The sequence below is a fragment of the Pseudomonas sp. H3(2019) genome, assembly GCF_007713465.1.
Lineage (GTDB): Bacteria > Pseudomonadota > Gammaproteobacteria > Pseudomonadales > Pseudomonadaceae > Aquipseudomonas.
The window spans coordinates 14021-34214 of record NZ_VMSG01000001.1 but is presented as its reverse complement, the minus strand read 5'-3'; the positions used below and the strand labels follow the sequence as shown (position 1 = coordinate 34214).

Annotated in this window: 18 protein-coding genes and 1 pseudogene; 1 reads left to right on the top strand and 18 read right to left on the bottom strand. The window is 60.3% G+C overall.

Annotation, left to right across the window (positions count from 1 at the left end):
• Positions 1-26: 26 nt before the first annotated feature.
• The gene (tssA, locus tag FPT12_RS00150) at positions 27-1583 is read right to left on the bottom strand and encodes a type VI secretion system protein TssA (protein ID WP_145014115.1); all 1557 of its coding nucleotides are present in this window, start codon (positions 1581-1583) and stop codon (positions 27-29) included.
• A gap of 563 nt (positions 1584-2146) precedes the next feature.
• Here tssA and FPT12_RS00145 point away from each other — a divergent pair.
• Positions 2147-2550 (top strand): annotated as a pseudogene (locus FPT12_RS00145) (transposase); the annotation flags it as partial.
• Between the two features lie 100 nt (positions 2551-2650).
• Here the strand turns inward: FPT12_RS00145 and FPT12_RS00140 are convergent.
• The 17 genes from FPT12_RS00140 to FPT12_RS00060 all read right to left on the bottom strand — a co-directional run bounded on the left by FPT12_RS00140 (position 2651) and on the right by FPT12_RS00060 (position 20191).
• Complete coding sequence (locus tag FPT12_RS00140; RefSeq protein ID WP_145014114.1) at positions 2651-3070, bottom strand: hypothetical protein; 420 nt, start codon at positions 3068-3070, stop codon at positions 2651-2653.
• Positions 3067-3492 (bottom strand): hypothetical protein, encoded by a 426-nt coding sequence (locus tag FPT12_RS00135; RefSeq protein ID WP_145014113.1) that lies wholly within the window; start codon positions 3490-3492, stop codon positions 3067-3069. Before FPT12_RS00135 ends, FPT12_RS00140 begins: the two co-directional genes overlap by 4 nt.
• Positions 3489-3707 (bottom strand): hypothetical protein, encoded by a 219-nt coding sequence (locus tag FPT12_RS00130; protein ID WP_145014112.1) that lies wholly within the window; start codon positions 3705-3707, stop codon positions 3489-3491. The genes FPT12_RS00135 and FPT12_RS00130 overlap by 4 nt, the downstream gene beginning before the upstream one ends.
• A gap of 91 nt (positions 3708-3798) precedes the next feature.
• A complete protein-coding gene (locus FPT12_RS00125; protein ID WP_256676544.1) occupies positions 3799-4278 on the bottom strand; it encodes a hypothetical protein in 480 nt (159 codons plus the stop codon).
• On the bottom strand, positions 4275-4493 hold the full coding sequence (locus tag FPT12_RS00120; RefSeq protein WP_145014111.1) for a hypothetical protein: 219 nt from the start codon (positions 4491-4493) through the stop codon (positions 4275-4277). Before FPT12_RS00120 ends, FPT12_RS00125 begins: the two co-directional genes overlap by 4 nt.
• 5 nt (positions 4494-4498) lie before the next feature.
• Complete coding sequence (locus FPT12_RS00115; RefSeq protein WP_145014110.1) at positions 4499-4939, bottom strand: hypothetical protein; 441 nt, start codon at positions 4937-4939, stop codon at positions 4499-4501.
• Entirely contained in the window at positions 4930-5316 is a 387-nt protein-coding gene (locus FPT12_RS00110) for a hypothetical protein (RefSeq protein WP_145014109.1), read from the bottom strand. Before FPT12_RS00110 ends, FPT12_RS00115 begins: the two co-directional genes overlap by 10 nt.
• Before the next feature lie 401 nt (positions 5317-5717).
• Entirely contained in the window at positions 5718-6104 is a 387-nt protein-coding gene (locus tag FPT12_RS00105; RefSeq protein ID WP_145014108.1) for a hypothetical protein, read from the bottom strand.
• A 207-nt stretch (positions 6105-6311) separates the two neighbouring features.
• Entirely contained in the window at positions 6312-7241 is a 930-nt protein-coding gene (tagQ, locus tag FPT12_RS00100; protein ID WP_145014107.1) for a type VI secretion system-associated lipoprotein TagQ, read from the bottom strand.
• Between the two features lie 84 nt (positions 7242-7325).
• Positions 7326-9068: an SUMF1/EgtB/PvdO family nonheme iron enzyme gene (locus tag FPT12_RS00095; RefSeq protein WP_145014106.1), complete on the bottom strand. Its 1743-nt coding sequence runs from the start codon at positions 9066-9068 to the stop codon at positions 7326-7328.
• On the bottom strand, positions 9061-10257 hold the full coding sequence (locus FPT12_RS00090; RefSeq protein ID WP_145014105.1) for an ABC transporter permease: 1197 nt from the start codon (positions 10255-10257) through the stop codon (positions 9061-9063). The genes FPT12_RS00095 and FPT12_RS00090 overlap by 8 nt, the downstream gene beginning before the upstream one ends.
• Positions 10257-10973 (bottom strand): ABC transporter ATP-binding protein, encoded by a 717-nt coding sequence (locus FPT12_RS00085; RefSeq protein ID WP_145014104.1) that lies wholly within the window; start codon positions 10971-10973, stop codon positions 10257-10259. Before FPT12_RS00085 ends, FPT12_RS00090 begins: the two co-directional genes overlap by 1 nt.
• Entirely contained in the window at positions 10973-14017 is a 3045-nt protein-coding gene (locus FPT12_RS00080) for a serine/threonine-protein kinase (RefSeq protein ID WP_145014103.1), read from the bottom strand. Before FPT12_RS00080 ends, FPT12_RS00085 begins: the two co-directional genes overlap by 1 nt.
• Positions 14014-14745: a PP2C family serine/threonine-protein phosphatase gene (locus tag FPT12_RS00075; protein ID WP_178098562.1), complete on the bottom strand. Its 732-nt coding sequence runs from the start codon at positions 14743-14745 to the stop codon at positions 14014-14016. Before FPT12_RS00075 ends, FPT12_RS00080 begins: the two co-directional genes overlap by 4 nt.
• Complete coding sequence (gene tagF / locus FPT12_RS00070) at positions 14746-15399, bottom strand: type VI secretion system-associated protein TagF (protein ID WP_145014102.1); 654 nt, start codon at positions 15397-15399, stop codon at positions 14746-14748.
• Complete coding sequence (gene tssM / locus FPT12_RS00065; RefSeq protein ID WP_145014101.1) at positions 15396-18896, bottom strand: type VI secretion system membrane subunit TssM; 3501 nt, start codon at positions 18894-18896, stop codon at positions 15396-15398. The genes tagF and tssM overlap by 4 nt, the downstream gene beginning before the upstream one ends.
• Positions 18893-20191 (bottom strand): DotU family type VI secretion system protein, encoded by a 1299-nt coding sequence (locus tag FPT12_RS00060; RefSeq protein WP_145014100.1) that lies wholly within the window; start codon positions 20189-20191, stop codon positions 18893-18895. The genes tssM and FPT12_RS00060 overlap by 4 nt, the downstream gene beginning before the upstream one ends.
• Between the last annotated feature and the right edge of the window lie 3 nt (positions 20192-20194).

Genomic DNA, 20194 nt, shown 5'->3' with positions numbered 1-20194 from the left:
TCTCCTTGCGGTTGTGGCCCAGGGGCCTATTCGAGTACCACTTCAAGATCGAGGTGGCACAGCCTGCGATAAATCTCTTCCTTGCGTTCTCGCACTGCGTGGTTTTGCGGCAACAGCTCACAGCAGCTATGCAGGAGGTGCAGCACTTCCAGCGCAAGATCAGGCTCCCAGGCGTGCAAGCCTGAGTTCTGTAATTCTGAATCGAGGGTTTCGAGTTGGGTCTTGGCCAGTTCGTACTTCTTGGCCAGGAAGCACAGCCGCGCCAGGCTGAACTGCCAGAAGAACCGCACGCGCCCGCCGTGGGCGGCTTGCAGGCCTTGCTTGAGAATCTGCACCGCGGCCTTGAGGCCGTCCTTGCGCAGCACAGGCAAAACCTCTTCCAGCGCCAGTTCCCAGGCCGGTTGGCTGCTGCTGACTTCGACCTTGCGCGGCGCGCTGGCGGTTTGCAGATGGGGCATCACGTGGGCGCTGATCCAGACGCGGGTGGCCGGATCAGCGAACGGCGCGCCATCGTGGTAACGCAATTCGACGATGCCCGGCAGGCGCTGAATCAACAACGCGAAGTGGATTTCCACTTCGCGCATGGCCAGGTCGGCGTTCAATCCCTGCAAACATTCCCAGACCAGCCGCTGGCCATCGAACCAGAACGGCGCCTTGGCCAGGCTCGTCTCCAGTTCCACCAACAGGTCGGCGAATTGCCGCTGGTCGAAACGGTCCTGGTAGATTTTCAGCTTGTCGGCCGGCAACCCGCGCAATGCGGTGATTTGCTCGGCATTGCGCTCGGGGACGGCGTCGATCGGCAGCCACAGCAGGGTGCGATTCAGGCGCAAGGCGCGCAGGTCGGTGGCTTTCTGCTTCAGCCACCAGGCGCACAGTGGGCGCGCATTTTCCTGCTGCGCGCGCAGGGCCTTGTGGGCTTCTTTTTCGTTGTTGATCGGCGCGCCGGGGGTGAACAGCTGGGTCGCGACCTGCTTGACCTGAGCCACCACCGCGCCGACAGCGCCGGGCTCCGGCTGGTTGTCGGCGGCACGCTGAACCATATTTTTCAGACGGCGGGAGATCGGCAGCAGCAGCGGCGCGTCGTCACCCAGGTGCTCGGTGCAGGCAGCATCGAGACCTTCCAGGTGCTCGACCAAGCGGCGGAACAGCGGCAGTTGCTCTTTGATCGCGACGTTTTCGTTCAGCACCTGCTCGAGACGCGGCACCAGCCAACTGATGGCAGCGGAGCGGGTGCGGGCCTTGTTGGGATGAACCTCGGCCCAGTGGTTCTCGCACAGGTGGTGCAGAAGTCCGAGGCCGGCGAGCAGTCCCTGAAAGGACTCGCGTTGGTACAGGGCCCAGGTCAGCCAGGCACCGACTCGTAAATCCTTGGACTGGGTGCGCAGCAGGTTTTCGCTGTTTTCGCGGATTTTCAGCCAGTCGATCTGACCGATTTCATGCATGGATTGGGCTTTGCCCAACTCGCTTTCCAATGCCTCATATTCGCTCGAAAAGCGAACGTCCTCGCCCGCAAAGTTCTCTTTGGAAACAGAGGCTTTTGCGAGTCCAAGGTAATGGGCAGAAAGTTTGTTTGAGTAGGACATCCGTGGCCTTTAGTTAGAACGACTGTCATCGCCTGCTGGGACTCCAATGGCGCGGGGTTGTATAAAAAACGGCGAAAGCCTTTTCTAATTGAAGCCATGCTTTTTTTAAAAGTGGCCGCATCGCGATCACTGCGATACCCACTGGCAAACACCCAACTAGACAGCAAGATGAAGTGTCTCTGTTGTGCGTAGGAATTTTCCACATATGTATCAGGAGATACTCATAGATGTCGGATTAATATTTCATCGTACGATCAACCCGTCCAAAAGCCATTGAAATAGAGCCTTTCCTTTGGAGATCTCAGAGCCATTTCCGCATTTATTACTGACTTCCTCCTGATGGGGCGTGAAGCATGCCAAAAATAAAAAGTTATGAATGTAGGAAAATTCTTAAACATTACCGATATGGATAAATAAATCGTTGAGCGCAAAAAAAATATCTCGAGCACTCTGAAAGCGGAAATTTCAGATCTGGCTTCCGAACCCTTCCTACTGAACAAGCCCCATGAAAGACAGGACACCGTTTCTCCCTTACGAAAGGGGATAGGCAAACGGTTATATTTATGACTAACAGCAACGAAAAGAGTGGGGAGCTTTTGGGCCAGGAGCGGCGTCGTCGCTGGAGCCCAGAGCAAAAGCTGGCCATGGTTCGCGAGAGCCTTGAGCCGGGGCAAAGTGTGTCGGTGGTCGCTCGGCGCAATGGCATCAATGCCAACCCGCTGTTCCTGTGGCGCAAGCTGTACCAGGACGGCAGTCTATCGGCGGTCAGTGCTGGCGAAGCCGTGGTACCGGCCTCAGAGCTGAGCGATGCACTCAAGCAGCTCCGTGAACTGCAACGGATGCTGGGCAAGAGCACGATGGAGGCAGAAATCCTCAAAGAGGCCGTGGAGATCGCCCGGTCGCGAAAATGGATTGCGCACTCCCCCTTGTTGCCGGGGGACGACCAGTGAAACTGGTCAGCGAACTGCCTAGCTATGGTGCTCGGACAGCTTTGAGTTCCGTTGCGAGGACGGCGCCTGACTGAGCGTGACCTTAAAGGACATGGAGTACCTGCCTGGTATTGAATCTCATGAATAAAACGTCCTGTAGACCGCTATCGTCAGCCCCGCCACCACATAGCCCACGATGAGCACACACGGAATGAAAACCACCCAACCGAACAGCACTGCAATGTCACTGGAGGAACCACAGAGCATTTCTGCCAGCCGGAAGATCATCCACGGTGCGGCGTAAAACGGGATGAACACCAATGGTCCGAGCCAGATTCGGTTGAGTATCCGCTGCTCGCTCTTGCCACGCAGAAGGCGCATTTCCACCAGGGCAAAAGCGATGTAGGCGGGAATGCCAAGAGCCAACCCGAAGGTCTCGAACAACTCGACGGTTGTAGGTAAATCGCTCAGCCGATCTTCCAGCGCTATCAGCAGGAGTACGACCAGCGGAATCCACAGAGCGGTGACAAGCAGTCGGCGGCGGCCTGCACTGATCATGCGATTGCCCCTTTAACAGGATTCGCAGGTGTTGCCTGTCGCATGAAGGTGCGCCTTTCCCAGCGCAACTCAATGACTTGCGTCGCCAAAATCGCCAACAACGTGACACTCCCCTGAGCCACGCCATAAAACAGCGCCCTTAGCGGATTTTCAGGCAGCATCCAGAGCAGGATGAAGCCGACCATCACGCTCAGCAGCAGGAGCTTGGCCACGAGATTCGGTATCAGCGCAATCACCAGATTGACGGCCAGAAAAATATAAAAGAGCACGTAGCTCGCTATTCCGATACCAACACCGTGCGAGGTGAAACCTTGGTTCAAAGCTTTGTAGCCAATCACCACCGCGTTATTCAGAAGCACGTAGGCAACACAGCCCAGGGCGTGGAAAAACAGGCACAGGGACAGGCGGACGTTTTTGTTCATGCCGGATTAATATTCCCGTAGTAGGAACCCGCGACTTGCATGGCGACAACAATCGCTAATGCAATGAACGTCAGTGCCCGGTGCAAGCGCGACTCTCGGATGCCCCGATGCAGTGCCGTCAAGAGCAGTACCAGACAGAGCATGGCCAGGCTGCCAAACAAATCACTGTCGGCCACAACGGTCAGGTAACCTTCTATTTCACTTGGTATAAGCATGTCTGTCAGTTTTCCATGTGCGTATAAGGTGTATTACTGACGAATACGTTCAGCCAACTTTTTGCCCACTGCGGCATTGAAATAGTGAGTGTCATGGGCAAATAGACGCATCGTTGATCGTCCACTCACGCTGAGTACCGTCATTAATCTTTTTTACACCGCTCAAGCGCTGTCGTAGCTGAGCACCGTCAACCACCTTGGTGCCGACGGCGTCGGTGATGGTCAGCGAATAGTTGCCCGGAATTTGTTCGATCACGTCTTCGCCATAAGAGGCAAAGCTCGCTACCAAAGAGCGCGATCCCGCTTTGGCCTTCACGTTGAGCTCCAGTGAATGCAGATTGGAGCTGTTGGAAATCTTCATTTCCAACGGTTGGTCGCAGCGGTTTTCGACATAAACATGGTTGTTGTAAACCTGTTGTGCCGCGCCGCTAGCCAGGGAGATGAAGAGCGGGAGGATGCCGGCAAACTTAATCATCGCGTTGGTAGTAGTGGTTACCGGACATGAGTGAGCTGCCTGGTATTGAATTTTGGTGAGCTCGGTACGTGCTTCGACGCGGTCTTTCATATTCATGCGGGCGGTTGATTCAGGAAGTAAGTGCCGATGCCGTGAATCACCGCGAAGCCCATCAAGGTGACGAATGTCAGCGTGCGGTGAAGCTTCGAGTTCCGGCTCGCAGTGCGAAGGCCCGTCAGGGCCAAAATCAGCGCCATGCACGCGAAGCTTCCGAACAAGTTGCTGTCGGAAACAACGGCCAAGTAGCCTTCTCTTTCACCGTTCACAAACATGTTCGTCAGTCTTCCATGTGGACATAGGGCGTGTTACTGATAAAAATGTCTAACCAGTGCCACTCCCACTTAGGCATGGCTATATCAAAAGTTCTTTCTTTTTTATTGAAATACATCCAAGCAATGCCGACCGTTTTGTCATCTTCAACCGAGCGCATATCCAGCAATTGGGTCGAATATAATGGCGTGCGATAGACCTTTTCGGGACTCTCTCTATCAGTCACTCTCAAATACCCCATCCCGCCCAAAGTCAAGACTCGACCTACGTGAACGTTTTCAAAAATGTAGCGCCCTGAAGGACTCACAATCATCGAACTCGCAGGGTAACCAAGCATTGCCTTGACAACATAAAAAAGCAAAACAAAACACGCCGCCAACACCATCAACCCTGCGATCAAGGTTCGGGGCTGCTTCCTTTTTACTGAACTGCTCATCATCAACGACATTGCGCAATCGTCCAACTTTCCCAGCCTTCAGCACCTGGGTACAGGATCATTTCGCCTTGAAATTCCGGAGCAACTCCGGGATTACCTTCTCGCATCCACAGATACCACTCGGACGTTTTCAATAGCTCACCATCCGTTGAATAGACACGGTAAAAATACTGGCTGCTGAATATTTCGATGATACGCCCCACCCCACCTAACACTCTGTAATCAGGTGCATATCTGGAGATGTAGCACGTGCCTGAATCATTCCAGTATTTTTTTAATGGCTGCGCAACCCAAGAGCTCTGCACCTTCAGCCCAAGCAAAGCCAGCAGCAGTAAAACCACAACCAACGATGAAATAAACACTGGCGCAGACACACTTCGGTTCGACATCAGTTGGCCTCAATTTCGTAAGGCGTGTTGCTGATAAAAAAGTCCAGCCAATGCTTTCTCGGATTGGACAACCCGAGGAGTCAGAAGGGAGCTGGCAGGAACCGACGCAATAAGATAACGGCCAGACGGACTCAGTTTCGAAACGTTGGGGGAGCGAGTCAAAATCCCATTCACGATAATGGCCATTGCAATAACCAAACTGATCATTAGCGCAGCTGCATACACCAAACATTTGCTGGCACTGTTCATTTTCCAGGTACCTCAAGAGCACTCGGGACAGCCCAATTTTTCGGAAACAGCGCCAACACCGGACGATGCTCAGCGAAACGGCGGCCCAACTGACGAAGTGAGGTAAGTTCGCTCTGGTCGCAGTGGTTAAAGGACATGGGTTGGCTGCCTGATCATGAATTAGAGTAAATTTTCCGCCGGGGCATTTGTCGGTCCACCATTAAACGAGTGACCAGCGCCAATATGCTCATACTGAACGTAAGCCCGCTATAGGCCATTGCACGAACCGGATTTTCGGGAAGAAAATAGAAAAGCACGATAGCGACCATCAGCACTATCGGCACAATTTTTGCCACCAATGTCGGCATAACAAATACAACAATGTTTACGAAAATAAAAAAATAAAATGTCAGTTCCGCAGTGCCACCTATTGCGACCCCTCTCGCTGTAAATCCGCCCATATGAGTCTTATAAAAAATAACCCCATAATCATGAGCAAAGAAATACAGAACCGCCACCAACAGATAAATAATTAAACCTAAAGTAACTCTTAAAGTCATTGCGTCCACGTTGGATGTTTGCCAGTGGTCATCGCAGCGATTGCGATGCGCCCACTTTGAAAAAAGTCTACATCGACAAATTCGGTATCTCCTATGGAAGTTGGTAAGGAGAGCAAATACGCTGGCGGCGCATAGCGCCAAGGCGTAGCCCGTACAGATCGTTCCCACGCAAAGCGCAGGAACGATCAAAGGCCTACAACAACTCAATCAAACATTCGGGCAAGGCACCGGTGCCCAGTCGCCCAGGTCCGGGTTTTTGCACATGCTGTTGACCTGAGTGGTGCCGGCACTGGCAACCTGCTTGCTTTCAGCCTGTTTGGCTTGGGCGGTCTGCAGAGTTTTCTCGGTGCTGACCGCTTCTTTCGGCACGGTTGGCAGCACTGGTTTTTTCGCCACTTTCACTACTTTTTTGCTCTTGGTCGGAGTCACGACCGGCGTGGTGTCGGCGGTCGCCACGGTGACCACGTCGGTGCGCTTCACGCCGACTTGTTGCAGGTCTTTTTCGTAGGCCTGGGTGTAGTTGTTCAGGTCTTCGCTGGCTTTACCGTTAACCGCAACGATCAGGTCGTTGGACTCTTTGAGGCCTGCGACGATTTCTGCCAGGCGCTTGTGGCCTTCGGTGTCGCTGACGGTCTTGGCCTTGCGGTCGGCGACCAGCTTGGTGAACGCGCTCTGGTAGCACTGCTGCGAAGTCTTGGCGTAAGCGGTGCTGCGGTCGATGTCGGCGGCGCTTTTGTTGACGTCGGTGGCATAGGACGCGATGCGCTGGTTGTCATCGGCGATCTGCTTCTGACGCTCGGTGTAGTAACCGGCCGCGCCGCCCGCCACGGCACCGCCCGCTGCACCGATGGCGGCGTTGCGGCCACGGTGCTCGGAATCGGTCAGGGCGCCCAGCAGTGCACCGCCGACGGCGCCGACGGCCGCGCCGGTGACGACCGACTTGGTCATGTTCGAATCGGTGGCACGCAGGTGCTGCACCGGCTCGTAGCAGTTGGGGTAGTACTCGACCTTGGTGCTCGAGGCGACCTTGGCGGTCGGCGACGTGGCGCAACCGGTCAGTACGGTGCTGAAGCCGACGGCAATCAGCAGCAAATGACGCTTGGAAAGCGAAGCAAAAGGTTTACGGGAGGAAAGCATAGTTGTGTTCTCTTTTAAGTTTGACCAGCTCAGCACGGCCCATCGCCGCCTGAGTCCCTTCCAAGCTTGCTGTACAACGAACGATCAAGACCGCTGAGCGCTCGATGCGAGCAATTCCTTTAATATCGTCGCCGGGTCGGCTCGTCGTTGCTGACGATAATCACCGACATGGCGCACGAATAACGTCGCGCGCGTGACCAGGCTCTTGCCCAGTACTGGCTTGCGATCCAACTCTTCCTTGATACGTTGAAGCTGCGCCTGGATCACGGCATCGGTGTAGCGCGTGCCGGTTGCCAGGTTGTCGATGTAGATCGCCACCGCGCCGTCCAGCGCGCTGCGGCCGTTGTCGATGGCCGTGGCGAACAGCTTGGCGCTGGCCTCGTCCTTGGCGTCCACGGCCTGCTGGCGACTCTTCTGCAAATTGGTCAGGCGAATGTTGTAGTTGTTGACGGTCTCGGCCACCAGGGCCGCCGACTGGATCAGGTTGCCAGCCGCTTCCTCGCGCTGCTGGGCGATCAGCGAGACGTTGCGCTTGAGCTCTTCGTTGACCAGCCCCAACTCCGCTTGCAGGCGCGGGTCGATACTGGCGGAGATGATGCTGTCCAGGCGTTTGGTCGGGTCCTGGGCGTCGTCGATGGCATCGGTCAGCGAAGCCAGCCGACCTTCTTTCTGCCATTGGGTAAACAGTTCCTTGTAGCGCGAACGTGGCGCCGACAACGCGCCAATCGCAACCCGGAACCCGGTGGTTTCGTTGCTTTGCTCGGTGCCGTCGGCGGCGAACAGCGGGTACTCACGACGCATCCCGGTGAACAAGGTGCCCTCGCCTTCCAGGTAGTTACCGCCCTTGACCACGAAGCCGCCGTAGGCACCTTGGCGACGTCCGGCGTGCACGAGCTGGAAGGACTCCTGGACCATCTCGGCGGCGTTGCCGATCACGTCGAACAGGCCGATAGGGTTAGGCAGTTTGGTACCGATCGGCATCAGCCGCGCTGCCTGGCCAGTGCCACCGGCAACCTGGTTGAAGACCGCCCAGTCCGCCAGCGGCCCGTCGCCTTCGCTGCCTTCCAGACGACGGGGAAACAGGCGTCCTTCCAGTTCCTGGCGGCTAACGGCCTGCCCGCCACGGGCAGCAAATTCCCATTCGACCTCGGTCGGCAAGCGCACAAAACCCAGCCCGCCCTCTTCAGCCGAGGTGCCGCGACCACTCACCGGTAGCAGCTCCTTGTGGTATTTCGTCAGCCAGGCGCTGTACACCGCAGAGAAGCGTTCGGCCTCGAATCGCGACAATTTCACCTTGGGCAAACGCCCGGCCATGCCTTGCGGGACCTCGGCTTGCAAGGCCTCGCAGGCCGGTGCCGGCTCGCCGCTGGCCAACGATTGTGCCTGGGCCATGACCTCGGCGTATTGGCGGGCGGTGACCTCGTATTTGCCGATGAAATAGAGCATCGGTTTGAGCGGGGTCTTGCTGTCGGTCTTGGGCATCAACGGCGTGATGGTCTTGCCCCAATCCTTGGGCAGATCCTTGAGGGTGAACTGGCCGTTGATAAAGTCCCGGCGGTAACCGGAGATGAACGACTGTTGATAACCGGCCTCGTCCTCACTGAATGGATAGCCGAGGCTGATCTCGCGGTCGTCCAGAGTGCCCTGGGCCAGGATGTAGACGTAACGAAACACCATCTGCCCTTCGCACGGCAGCGGCAGGCTGACGTCATCGGGTAACGGCTTGGGGTTGTCCAGTTTGTCTGTGCTTTCATCGGCACTCGCAAAACCAGCCATGCCCATGCTGGCCAGGCTCAGCACCACAGCGGCGCCCAGTAACTTATACATCTCGGATTCCTTCAAACGCCTGGATACGCGCCACTCGCCAGCCACCACAAGCCGCTGCCACAGCGCTGACGCCGAGCACGGCCACGAAGGCAAACGCGTAGTGACGCGCCAGCAGATGGCTGGCGTACTCGCCTGGCATCTGCACAAATAAATGGTTCAGGCCCGATTGCGCCAGGCCATACAGCCCGGCACTCAATAGGGCGGCAAGGCCGGCGCTGTACAGCGCCTGCAACACCACAAACAAAAGCAACGCCGCCGTGGAAAACCCCAGAAGGCGCAACACCGACAAGTCTCGGCGTTTGCGCTCGACCGCCGCCAACGCGCCGGCAAAAATCGCCGCGAACGCTCCCGCCAAGGCCAATCCGGCGATGATCCAGAACACGATCGACAGGTTGCGGCTCAGCGATTGCACTTGGGCGATGGTCTGGGCCTGGGTCGAGACCAGCAGGTTCTGCGCAGCAAAGTACTGGCGCAGCGGCTCGACATCCTTGAGGCTGCGGGCGTACAGGCGAAACGCCGGATACACCCGCTGCTCCGACACGCCCACCGCATCGCCTGGCCAACCGAACGCCGGCACGGCGCGGCCGTCGCGGTAATCTTCAGCCGCTTCCAGTAACGTCAAGGGCGCGAACAATCCATCCCGGGCGAAGGCTTCCAGCGGCAGAACGTGCAGCACCTGGACGCGAGTGCGTTGCGCTTCACCACGACCGGCCACCTGCCGACCGACACTGGCCACCAGCCAATCACCGGCCTTGGCCCCGAGCTTTTCGGCGGCGGTCTGGCTGAGCAGTACCTGATCCAGCCCTTGGGGCACCGGAAGACTGCCGAGCAAGGGGTCGTTGCCGGCGGTGGGGATCATTTCGACGGTCACCGTCGCGGCGCCAGCGGTCAGATCCGCCGTCGCGGCAATCTGTCGGGTGCGCGGCAAGGCGAAAGCCACGTCACTGCGCTGGCTCAACTGTGCGATAAACGTGGCACTGAACCGGCCGCCACCCAGGGGGATGATTTCCCGAGTGGCCGGGTCGTTTTCCAAGCGTTCGGTCAAACTGCTGACCAGGCCGAATTTCAAGCCGAACAGCACCAGCAGCGGCGCGACCACCGCCACCAGCGCCAGCACCGAACAGGCCGACAGCCATGCATCGTTGCGGTAATCCTGCCAGGCCAGGGAAGCCACTAGCGTGTTGCGCATCAGCAGGCCTCCCCGAGGGTGGCGGTGACGCCGCCATCGACGTCGCGACGACAACTGATGCGCCGCACCTGCAAACCGCTGGCGCGTGCCAGCGACTCGTCGTGGGTGGCGACAACGCAGCACACGCCGTGTTCGCGGGCCTGGGTCACCAGCAATTGCATCACTCGCTCCGCGTTCAGCGGATCGAGGGCGGCGGTCGGTTCATCGGCCAGCAGCAGACGCGGCCCATGGGCCAGGGCGCGGGCGCAACTCACCCGTTGCCGTTGGCCGACAGACAAGTCACCCGGTTTTTTGCCCAGTTGATCGGCGATATCCAACGCCCCGGCCAGACGATCCACGCTGCCGTCGTCTTTCAAGCCGAGCAGTTTGCGCGACAGGTCGATGTTGCCGCGCACGTCCAGAAAATCCAGCAGGCCACCGGTTTGCAGTACATAGCCCAAGTGTCGGCTGCGCAGGTCCGCCAAGGCGCTTTGCGCATCTGCGCGCCACAGCCCGCTGATGTCTGTCCTGGTTTGGTCGGGCGCAAAATCAAACTGCCCGGCCTGATCCGGAGCCAGCACCAGCGCCAGCAAATCCAGCAACGTGCTTTTGCCGCAACCGCTGGGACCAACCACCGCCAGTTGTTCACCGGCACGCAGTTGCAGCCGTGGAATCACCAGGCTGTAGCGCTGGCTGCCGGCGCCCCGGCTCTTGTGCACCGCGCTCATGTTCAGCATCACGGCAGCGTCGACAACGGAACGCGGTACAAGGCATCCCCCGGCTCGGCATCGCCGAAACGCACCCAGTTGGCCAAGTCGTTATGGAAGGTTTCGTAGAGGCGGATTTTCGAATCCAGCTCGTCGATAAAGTCTTCCTGCTCGGCCACGCTCAGGGAAAGCCACAAGTCCTGAGTCATGCTCAACGACTTGCTGCGGTAGGGCAGCCCTTCCAGGTACTCACCCAGAACCCCGCCATCGGCCAGATTGCCGCCCTTGCGCAAGGCCGAAGGATCGCGGCTCATGTAGGCACTGGCACTGGCGATTTCCTGGAAGAAATTCTTCGGCGAGGTCTGGGTCTTGCGGGCGGCATCGACGATCAGTTTCAGCGATTGCTGCAAGTCGTTGAGCTGCAATTTGGTCAGCATCACGCACACCTGGAACGCCGGCAGTGCCGAGTTGGTCAGGTCGCGGTCGGCGGTCCAGGCGCTGACCAGTTGTGGCGCCTGGCTGGCGGCTTTACGCCCCAGGAAGTCCATGTGCATCGCGTAGCCGACGGCTGCCGATTTGTCGGTCAGGCTCGGCGCGGCGCTCAGCAGCGGCACGGTTTGCGGCGTGTTGCTGCGCACCTGATGCACCAGGTCGGCAAACACCGAACCGATCTCGTCCACCCGCTCACCCAACTTGCGCACATCGGCGCCCGGTACCGGAATGTACAGGTCGCCGATCTGCGGGTTGGCGTCGGCGGTCAGGGTGCGATATTGGCTTTGCGCACCGGCGTGGGTTTTCTTGCCAGCGTCGCTGAGCAAGTGCAAGGCGTAGATCTTGATCTGCTTGCCCAGCGCAGCCTGACGCACTTCGGCCTCGTTCATTTGTGTGGAGGCATACGGGTCGTTCTTGCGCAGGGCGCCAGCATCGGTGACCAACAGAATCAAGCGCCCACCATAACCGGACCAATCCATGCCCTCGACCGCTTCCATCACACCGGCAAACGCATCTTCGTTGAACGAATGGCTCGAGACCGTGGTCGCCTTGACCTGCCGCGCCAACTCCATGAAGCGCTGTGGGTCGCGGCCCTGTTCCAGGGTGATCAAGGTTTTAGCGACGTATTCCAGACCCGGTGTTTTCTTGATGCTGTTGCGAAACCCCACCAGGCCGAAGCTGACGCTGTCCTGCTCGCCGCGCTCGGCGATGCGGGCTTGCAGCTTGTGCACGACCTCGCGCACCTGATCGATGTAGGGCTGCATGGACACGGTGGTATCGAGCACCAGTACCACGGCGGTGCGGAATGCGTCGGCGTTGGCGGTAATGATTGGCGTGTTGCTGGCGGCAGCCTTCGGAGCATTACCGGGGTCGATGGACGCCACGTTCAGCAACTGCACCGGCTGGCCGTTCTCATCGAAACTCTCGCGCGAATCAAAGATCGGCAACAGGTAAAACTGGTTCTGCGGCACCGCGCTCGCGGCCGGTTCCAGGGCCAACACGCGTTGATTGTCTTCGGGGTTTTGCTGGGTCTTGAGCAGCAGGTTTTTTGCCGCTGACGGGTCGGCCAGCAGCTTCTCCACGTCGCCGGCCTGACGCAGAAACATCACCGGCGCACGGCCGGAGCGTTCGGTGAACTTGAGCACTAGGCTTTGCTTCCAGTCGCTGACCTGCGCGGCCGGTAACCAGCCGTCACTGCGCCCGTCAGTCGCCGCGCCGACACGCAGCCAAGGGCTGCCATCAACCTCTTTGCGCTGATAGACGTAAAGTACGGAAAACGCCGGCAAGGCCTTGCCAGGCGCGGCCCCCGCTTCGCTGGCGAGCGTCGCACCCGGCTTGCTGAGCACCCGCTGGAACAAGGTTTTTTTGCCGGCCATCAGCAGCGGACGCTGACCGCCATCGACCTCCATCGCCGCCACGGCGGGCGGCGTATTGACCAGGGGTGTAGAGGTTGGCGGTGCGGAAACCAGCGGCGGCTTCACGTCGGCATCGACTTTAGCATCACGGCCCAGCCACCCATAACCCACGCCGCCCAAGGCCAGCGCCACGGCCACCGCGACGGCAGCGAGTGCGAACATGGGGCTCTTTCGTTGCTCCGAGATCGAGGACTGCGGCGTCGGCTTCACGGTTGGCGGAGTTGGCGTGGGTCGGGGTTGCGACTGCACAGGGCCGCTGGGTATGTCGATAGACACCGGCGTCAATCCCGCCAGGTCATCGCCGGTCGACTTCAGCAACGCCGGAATCGGCAACGGCCGGATCGTGGTTGCTTCAACCGATTCCCCGGGCAGATTATCCAGCGCCCGCAATAGCGCCGCCGCATCCGGGAAACGGTCGGCCGGATCCTTGGCCAACAGCTGGCGCAGCACCTCTTGATAACGACCGTGGTGCACCGGCAGCTCCGGCAAGGGTTCGGTCAAATGTGCCAAGGCCGTGGAGAGCGCATCGTTGCCGGTGTACGGCAGTTTGCCGACAAGGATTTCGTAGAGCACCACCCCCAGGGCATAAAGGTCGGCCCGACCGTCAATGTCCTGGCCGCGCGCCTGTTCCGGGCTCATGTAGCTGGGCGTGCCGACGGCGAAACCGGCCTGGGTGAACTGAGTACGGTCGTCCAGGGACTTGGCGATGCCGAAGTCCGAGAGCACCGCCGTGCCATCGGCACGGAACAGAATGTTCGCTGGTTTGACGTCGCGATGAACCAGTCCCAGCCCATGGGCATAGCCCAGGGCCGAGGCGATCTGGCGGATGTAGATCAGGCCCTGCTCCGGCGTCAGGCCGGCGGCGATGCGCTCCTTGAGCGTGCCGTTGGGCAGGTATTCCATGGCCATGTAATACAGCTCACCGACATTGCCGATGTCATGGATGGTGACCGTATGTGGGTGAGACAGGCGCGCCAGGGTTTTGCCTTCTCGCAGGAAGCGCTCGCAGAAGCTCGGGTCGGCCGCCAGCGCGGCGGCCATGATTTTCAATGCCACCTTGCGCTCCAGCGAGCGCTGGGTCGCCAGGTAAACGCTGGCCATGGCGCCTTCGCCGATCTCACCGTCGATGTCGTAGCCCGGAATCAGAATGTTCACGGTCGGGTTCATGAAGGCACCTTCACGACGATGACGGTGATGTTGTCCGGAGCACCGCGCATCAGGCCCAGGGACACCAGGCTGCTGGCGATTTCCCCGGCGTCGTCGTGGTTCAGCACCTCGGCGATTTCATGGTCCTCGACGGTCTTGTTCAGCCCGTCGCTGCACAACAGGTAACTGTCGCCGGGCATCAACAGCAGCTCGACCATCGCCAAGTCCAGTTGCGCATCGACCCCGATGGCGCGGGTGACGATATTGGCCCGTGGATGCACCCGGGCCTCGGCTTCGCTGAGCAAGCCGCTGTCCTGCAAATCCTGAACGTAACTGTGGTCCCGCGAGATGCCTTCGAGCAGGCCGTCACGCAGGCGATACAAGCGGCTGTCGCCCGCCCACAGACACACCCCGCGCAAGTCACGCGTCGCCAGCAACACCACAGTGCTGCCCATCATGATCACGCCACGGTTGGCGGTTTCTTCGCGCACGGCGGCGTTGACCCGCAGCAGGTCGTTTTTCAGCGCCGCGGCGTATTCGTCCAGCGATCGGCCCACGGCAATGCTGCGCACGCTGTCGACGATCAGACTGCTGACGTAGTCGCCCGCCGCGTGCCCGCCCATGCCATCGGCGACCACCCACAGGCCGTTTTCCGGCAGGTCCAGGCAAGCGTCTTCATTCACCTGGCGGACCATACCGACATGGCTTTTGCTTGCAGACTTGAACGTCTTTCCAGCGCTTGGACGCATCTACACAACACCTTCTTGGCCGAGCAAAAATTGCGCAAAATCGGCGGCGACAGGCAGGCCCTGACACCGCAATAAAGCGGGGGCGATACGCTCCGAACCCTGGCCCCACCACAGACTTGCGCCTTCGCAGGCTTGTTCGGCAAGCGCAGTCATTCGCGCCTTCGGGTCGGTGGCAGCAAAGCGATGCAGGCCGGCAAACCGGCTGCTTGGCGTGCGTGGCAGGCAAGCCGGACTGCCCAGCGTCGTAAGGCCTGCACCGAAGGCTTCGAAGCTTGCCTCCACGCTCAACGTGCTCAACAGCAATTGCTCAACCTGTTCAAACCAGACATCCGAACGGCCCACCACCGACGCTGGGTCAGCGTCGTGATCCAGCAGCACCGCGACGGTCAGCGGAAAATACCGGCCAACTCGATCGATGCTCGGCATCACCACGCCAACGGCGGCCTGCGGCCCACATACACCGGCCCCGACCATAAAGCGCCACAGCGGACTGACCAGATAGGCGTCCAGCCAACGGTCCCCGAGGCTGGTCTGGCTGGCGAGCAGACCCGCCGCCAGCCACGAATCCCAGGGGCCGATAAAACTCTGCGGCAAGCCACGGCTGACAAAGTCCCCGCGACTGGCCAACTTTCCATAGAAACCCGGAGTGCTCATAACCGCTCCGGCAGGCTGAAACCACTAAGCACACGGCTCTTGAACGGGTTGAAGGCGCTGTTGGCCCGCAGCTCGTAAGAGGCGCTGGCGCCGTCGACCCGCAGCCGCAGGTTGAAGCGATCCGGCGAGTTGCCGGCGGTCAGGTCTGATTGCTCCAACAGACGGAACCAGGCCCAGGGGCCATCCAGGGTGATGCCGGACCGACCACTGGCCGAAGGCGGCATGATCGAGATCCGCACCACGCCGATGCTGCCGGCGTTGGGCCATTGCATGGCGGTCGGACGGCTCGGGCCGTGGTCGTAGCTCAATTGCTGGCCATCGAGGTCAAGTAAAAACTGGGTGATGCTGGCGTCCATCGCCACGGGTTTGAGTTCGAAGCGCACCATCGGCTGGGTGCCGCCGGAACGGAAAAATGCATCCCGGATGGTCGCTGCCCGCTGGAAGGTTTGCAGCACGCCCGGGGCGATGCCGAGCTTCTGCGCAGCGCCCGGTTGCCAGCGCCAGGCCTGGGTCGAGGTATCCACATACGGCTGCAGGTACTTGCGGAAGTAGTTGTCCATCACCCCGCCCACGCCGAAGAACTGGCCGAAGTCGTCGAGAGTCGCGTCTCGCGCACTGCCTGGCGACATCGGATAACGCCCGGCCAGGGACTGGCGATAGATGTTCAACACTTCGCTGGTCCAGGCCGCGTTCAGTTGATTGCGTACCCCGCCCATCATGGTGTTGGTGGTGGAGTTGACCACCGACTTGACCAGCCCTTGCACCAACGCCGGTTGACGCTCGGCGTTGAGGCTGACCCGTGTCGCGGCCGCTGCGGCCTGGTTCTTGGCTTCGCCAAGCAAGGCGTCGCCGCTGGCGCCGACCATGGCACTGACCTGCACATACAACGCATTCATGTCGGCCAGCAGGCCGTCGATGACCGCCGGCTCGCCTTCGTTTTTGCTGACGATGCTGTTGAGTTCAGCAAAATGCGCGGTGATGGGATCTTCGCTGGACACCGGTGTGTTTTGCGTCGCCTGCTCATGGCCGAGCAAGGTGCCCAGGCGCTCCTTGAGCTTGTCGACCCCGCCTTCCACCGGCGCACCCTTGGCGGCCAGCAGACGCTCTTCCTGTTGCAGGTCGGTTTCCTTCGCCACCGCCACCAGCAGTTTTTTCAACGGCGAGCTCGGGCCGGAAATCACCCTCAGCACATCGGCGGCCTGGGCCACGCTGGTGATCGGCACGAAGTCGATATCAGCCAGCAAGGCGTCCCACTGGCGCTGGTAATCCTGGAAATACAGGCGACGCACGTCGGCGGCCAGGCTGGCGACGTTCTGCTGGTCTGCCTGGTCGCGACCGAGCACCCACTGCTCCTCGGCCAGGGTGCCGGTCTGGTTCAGGCTGCTGAGCAAAAACCCTTGGCGATAACCCTTGGCGGTGAAGAAGCCGCTCAAGGGTTCGCCCAACGGCTTGCCGCTCTTGCGGCTGAACACCAGCGCCGCGTCGCGCCCGGCCGCTTCGCTGATACGAAAGTCCGGGATGCCGTCCGGCAGTTTCTGCCGCTTGACCCGGTCGTAGACACGCTGGGCCACCGGCAGTTGTTGCAACTGCCGACGCAGGTCGTCGATCAGGCGCGGGTCCAGACGTGCAGTGGGCGGATGGCGCTCGAACAGGGCCTGCAAGTGCTCCGCCAGGGCCATACGCTGCTCGGCCGGCAAGTCACGCGGCAGATTGCGGTCCCAGTCCAGGGCGATCCACGCTTTGATGAAGTCGGCATCGTAATGCTCGCTGTCGGCGAGCATCAGGTAGGCCTTCAGACCTTCATAAAGGAAGTCCGAATTGCCGCCGCCATGCAGTTGCTCTTCGATGCGCGTGAGCAAGCGTGGCGCAAAGACCGCGATCAACAGCTTGCGATAGACGCTGCCGGACTCGGCTTCAAGCATGTCGCCCTGATACAGGCCCAGGCCTTCGGCCCAGCTCGGCGCGTCGCCGGCCAGGTGCTTCACCGCGTTGAGCAACGGCAATACGGCGAGCACGTCCCGCTGGGCCGGGCTGAGGTTTTGCAGGGTCTGGCCCAGGGGCACGACTTTCTGATCGACTTGCGCAATATACGCCTGGTTGGCGCGGTAGCTGACCACCCACAAGGTCCCGACCACCAGCACCAGGGCCACAGTCGAGGCCAGCACACCCCGAGTGATCCACTTGCGCCGACGTTCGACTTTCGGGTTCACCCCCACCAGCCCACGCTCGGCAAAAGCCACGGCGCTGAAGAGTTTTTCGATGAAGTAACTGCGCCCGGTGCCGTTCTGGCGCGCCAGATGTTGGCGGTCCAGGTTCATGCTCTGGGCCATGGAGCCGATCAGCCGGTCAATCGGGCTGCCTTCCTGGGTGCCGCTGGTGAAATACACCCCGCGCAACAGCACCCGCTCTTCAAAGGCATTGGGTTTGAATACGCCCTCAAGGAAGCTTTGCAGGCAATCCTTCAACGCGCCGAACTGTTGCGCGAAGCCGTAGATCAGCTCGCGCCGCGCCGGGTCGCGTTCCTGTTGCAAACGCTCCACCAAACGATCGTTGAGGCGCTGTTCCAGGCCGGCGAATTCGCTTTGCAGATGGGCCAGCGGGCTGTCATTGCTTTTACCGTCGTCCAGGGCAAAGGTCATGCCCCAGACCTGGGTCCGCTCTTCCTTGCTCAGGGTATCGAAATACTCCATGAACCCCGGCACCAGATCGAGTTTGGTCAGCATCAGGTAGATCGGAAAACGCACGCCCAGTTGGCTGTACAACTCCTGGATACGCAGGCGGATCGCGGCGGCATGAGCGGCGCGCTCGGCGTCGCTGCCCAGCAGCAGATCGGAAAGGCTGATGGCGATAAACGCGCCGTCGATCGGGCGACGGGCCCGCTGTTTTTTCAACAGGCCGAGAAAGCCCAGCCACGCGGCTTTATCCACCGTCGCGTCGCTGTCCTGGGTGGTATAGCGCCCGGCGGTGTCGAGCAGTACGGCCTGATCGGTAAACCACCAATCGCAATTGCGCGTGCCACCGACGCCGCGTACCGCCCCGGCGCCCAACTGCGCCGCCAACGGGAAATGCAGCCCGGAATTGACCAGCGCAGTGGTCTTGCCCGAACCCGGCGGGCCGATGATCACATACCAAGGGAGTTCGTAGAGATTGCGACGCTCATCACCGCCCAGCTTGGCTTTCTTCAACAGCGCCAAGGCTTCGTCCATGCGCTGGCGCAGGGTTTCGAGCTCTTGCGCGGTGGCGATGCTGGTCGGGTCGGGTGGGGTTTGCGCCGCCAGGCTGCGCATGACTTCGGCGGCCTGACGGCGGGCCTGAATGATGCGAAACACCCGGTAGGCGATCCACACCGAGAACACCAGAACGATCAGCGCCCAGCGCCGGCCTTCGGGCACCAGGAATTCGAGCAGCGGCCCGACAAACCAGATGATCAGGCTCAGGGCTATCAGCCCCAGCAACGGAATGACCCAGCGGACGATAAAACTCAAAAACGCCTTCACTCGACCCCCTCCGCCAATACTGTGATTTCGACCCGACGATTGCGTGCGCGGCCCTCTGTCGTAGCGTTCGAGGCCAGCGGCTCGGTGTCGCTGCGGCCTTCGGCGCTGAAGCGCTCGGGCTGGCCGGTCTTGGCCGAAAGGATTTGCAGCACCGAAGTGGCCCGTGCCTCGGACAAGGCCCAGTTCGATGGAAACCGCAGGGTGGCAATCGGGCGATTGTCACTGTGCCCGGTCACCCGGACCTGGCCCTTGACCATGCGAATGGCCTCGGCGATGCGCAGCATCAGCGGCTGGAAATTGTCGACGATGCTGGCGCTGCCCGAAGCGAACAGCTCATCGCCACGGATGGTCACCACGGAACGATCAACGGCATCTTCCACGGCCACCCGACCGGCCTTGATTTCATCGGCAAGGAAGCCCGCCAGGCGGGGGCGCTCGATCAGTTTCGGTTGCACCACCGGGCGGTCGATCGCCTGCACCGGGATCTCGCCCAGGGCATGGATATTTTTAAACACCGGCTCGGCATCGGCGGCCAGTTTCAAGCGCAGGCCGAACAGCAGTGCCAGCAGCAACGCCACGCCGATGGCCACGGTGATCCATGGCGGCATGAATTGCGCCAGCCGGTCGCGGGCCACGGCGACGCCGCGCCAATGCGGCGACAGTTCACGCTCATAGTCGCCACGGGCGCTGCGGATGACCGCACTGGTGCGTTCACGCAAGGCCTCCAGTTGGCTGCGACCGTCGTTGATGACCCGATAACGCCCTTCGAAACCCAGACACATGCACAGGTACAACAGCTCCAGCAGATACAAACGTTCGCGGGGGCTTTGCAGGCAATGCTCCAAGAGCTGGAACACCTTCTCGCCGCCCTTGGCTTCGTTGTGCACGGTGATCAGCAAACTTTGCTTGCCCCAGTCGCTGCTGCCGCCCCACGGCGTACTCAACACCGCTTCATCCAGCGCAGTGCACAGGGCGTAACGGGCCAGCAACACATCGTTGCGCACCACACCGGCGGCCTCGGCGCGTTCCTCGAACTGGCGCAGGTAGGCCAGTAATTGCGCCCGCAGGCTCGCCGGCGCCGGGTGGGCAATGGTGTTGCGCAAGCGGGTCATCAAAGCCAGCAGCGGGCCCGCGGCGCTCTCCAGAGGGTTGAGACCTTCAGCTTTACCGGTCAACACCGGCGCGGCCGGCATCGAAAGCGGCGCGGACTGGGCGCGACCAGGATCCGGGCGGGCCGGGTCGGCGCCACGGCCACCGGGTGTCGGCATGAACTGGGTACGATCGTCGTTGTTCATTGC

Coding starts and splice junctions, on each gene's coding strand:
- tssA (WP_145014115.1), bottom strand. CDS start 1,583: ATGTCCTACTCAAACAAACTTTCTGCCCATTACCTTGGACTCGCAAAA.
- FPT12_RS00140 (WP_145014114.1), bottom strand. CDS start 3,070: ATGATCAGTGCAGGCCGCCGCCGACTGCTTGTCACCGCTCTGTGGATT.
- FPT12_RS00135 (WP_145014113.1), bottom strand. CDS start 3,492: ATGAACAAAAACGTCCGCCTGTCCCTGTGCCTGTTTTTCCACGCCCTG.
- FPT12_RS00130 (WP_145014112.1), bottom strand. CDS start 3,707: ATGCTTATACCAAGTGAAATAGAAGGTTACCTGACCGTTGTGGCCGAC.
- FPT12_RS00125 (WP_256676544.1), bottom strand. CDS start 4,278: ATGAATATGAAAGACCGCGTCGAAGCACGTACCGAGCTCACCAAAATT.
- FPT12_RS00120 (WP_145014111.1), bottom strand. CDS start 4,493: ATGTTTGTGAACGGTGAAAGAGAAGGCTACTTGGCCGTTGTTTCCGAC.
- FPT12_RS00115 (WP_145014110.1), bottom strand. CDS start 4,939: ATGTCGTTGATGATGAGCAGTTCAGTAAAAAGGAAGCAGCCCCGAACC.
- FPT12_RS00110 (WP_145014109.1), bottom strand. CDS start 5,316: ATGTCGAACCGAAGTGTGTCTGCGCCAGTGTTTATTTCATCGTTGGTT.
- FPT12_RS00105 (WP_145014108.1), bottom strand. CDS start 6,104: ATGACTTTAAGAGTTACTTTAGGTTTAATTATTTATCTGTTGGTGGCG.
- tagQ (WP_145014107.1), bottom strand. CDS start 7,241: ATGCTTTCCTCCCGTAAACCTTTTGCTTCGCTTTCCAAGCGTCATTTG.
- FPT12_RS00095 (WP_145014106.1), bottom strand. CDS start 9,068: ATGTATAAGTTACTGGGCGCCGCTGTGGTGCTGAGCCTGGCCAGCATG.
- FPT12_RS00090 (WP_145014105.1), bottom strand. CDS start 10,257: ATGCGCAACACGCTAGTGGCTTCCCTGGCCTGGCAGGATTACCGCAAC.
- FPT12_RS00085 (WP_145014104.1), bottom strand. CDS start 10,973: ATGCTGAACATGAGCGCGGTGCACAAGAGCCGGGGCGCCGGCAGCCAG.
- FPT12_RS00080 (WP_145014103.1), bottom strand. CDS start 14,017: ATGAACCCGACCGTGAACATTCTGATTCCGGGCTACGACATCGACGGT.
- FPT12_RS00075 (WP_178098562.1), bottom strand. CDS start 14,745: ATGCGTCCAAGCGCTGGAAAGACGTTCAAGTCTGCAAGCAAAAGCCAT.
- tagF (WP_145014102.1), bottom strand. CDS start 15,399: ATGAGCACTCCGGGTTTCTATGGAAAGTTGGCCAGTCGCGGGGACTTT.
- FPT12_RS00060 (WP_145014100.1), bottom strand. CDS start 20,191: ATGAACAACGACGATCGTACCCAGTTCATGCCGACACCCGGTGGCCGT.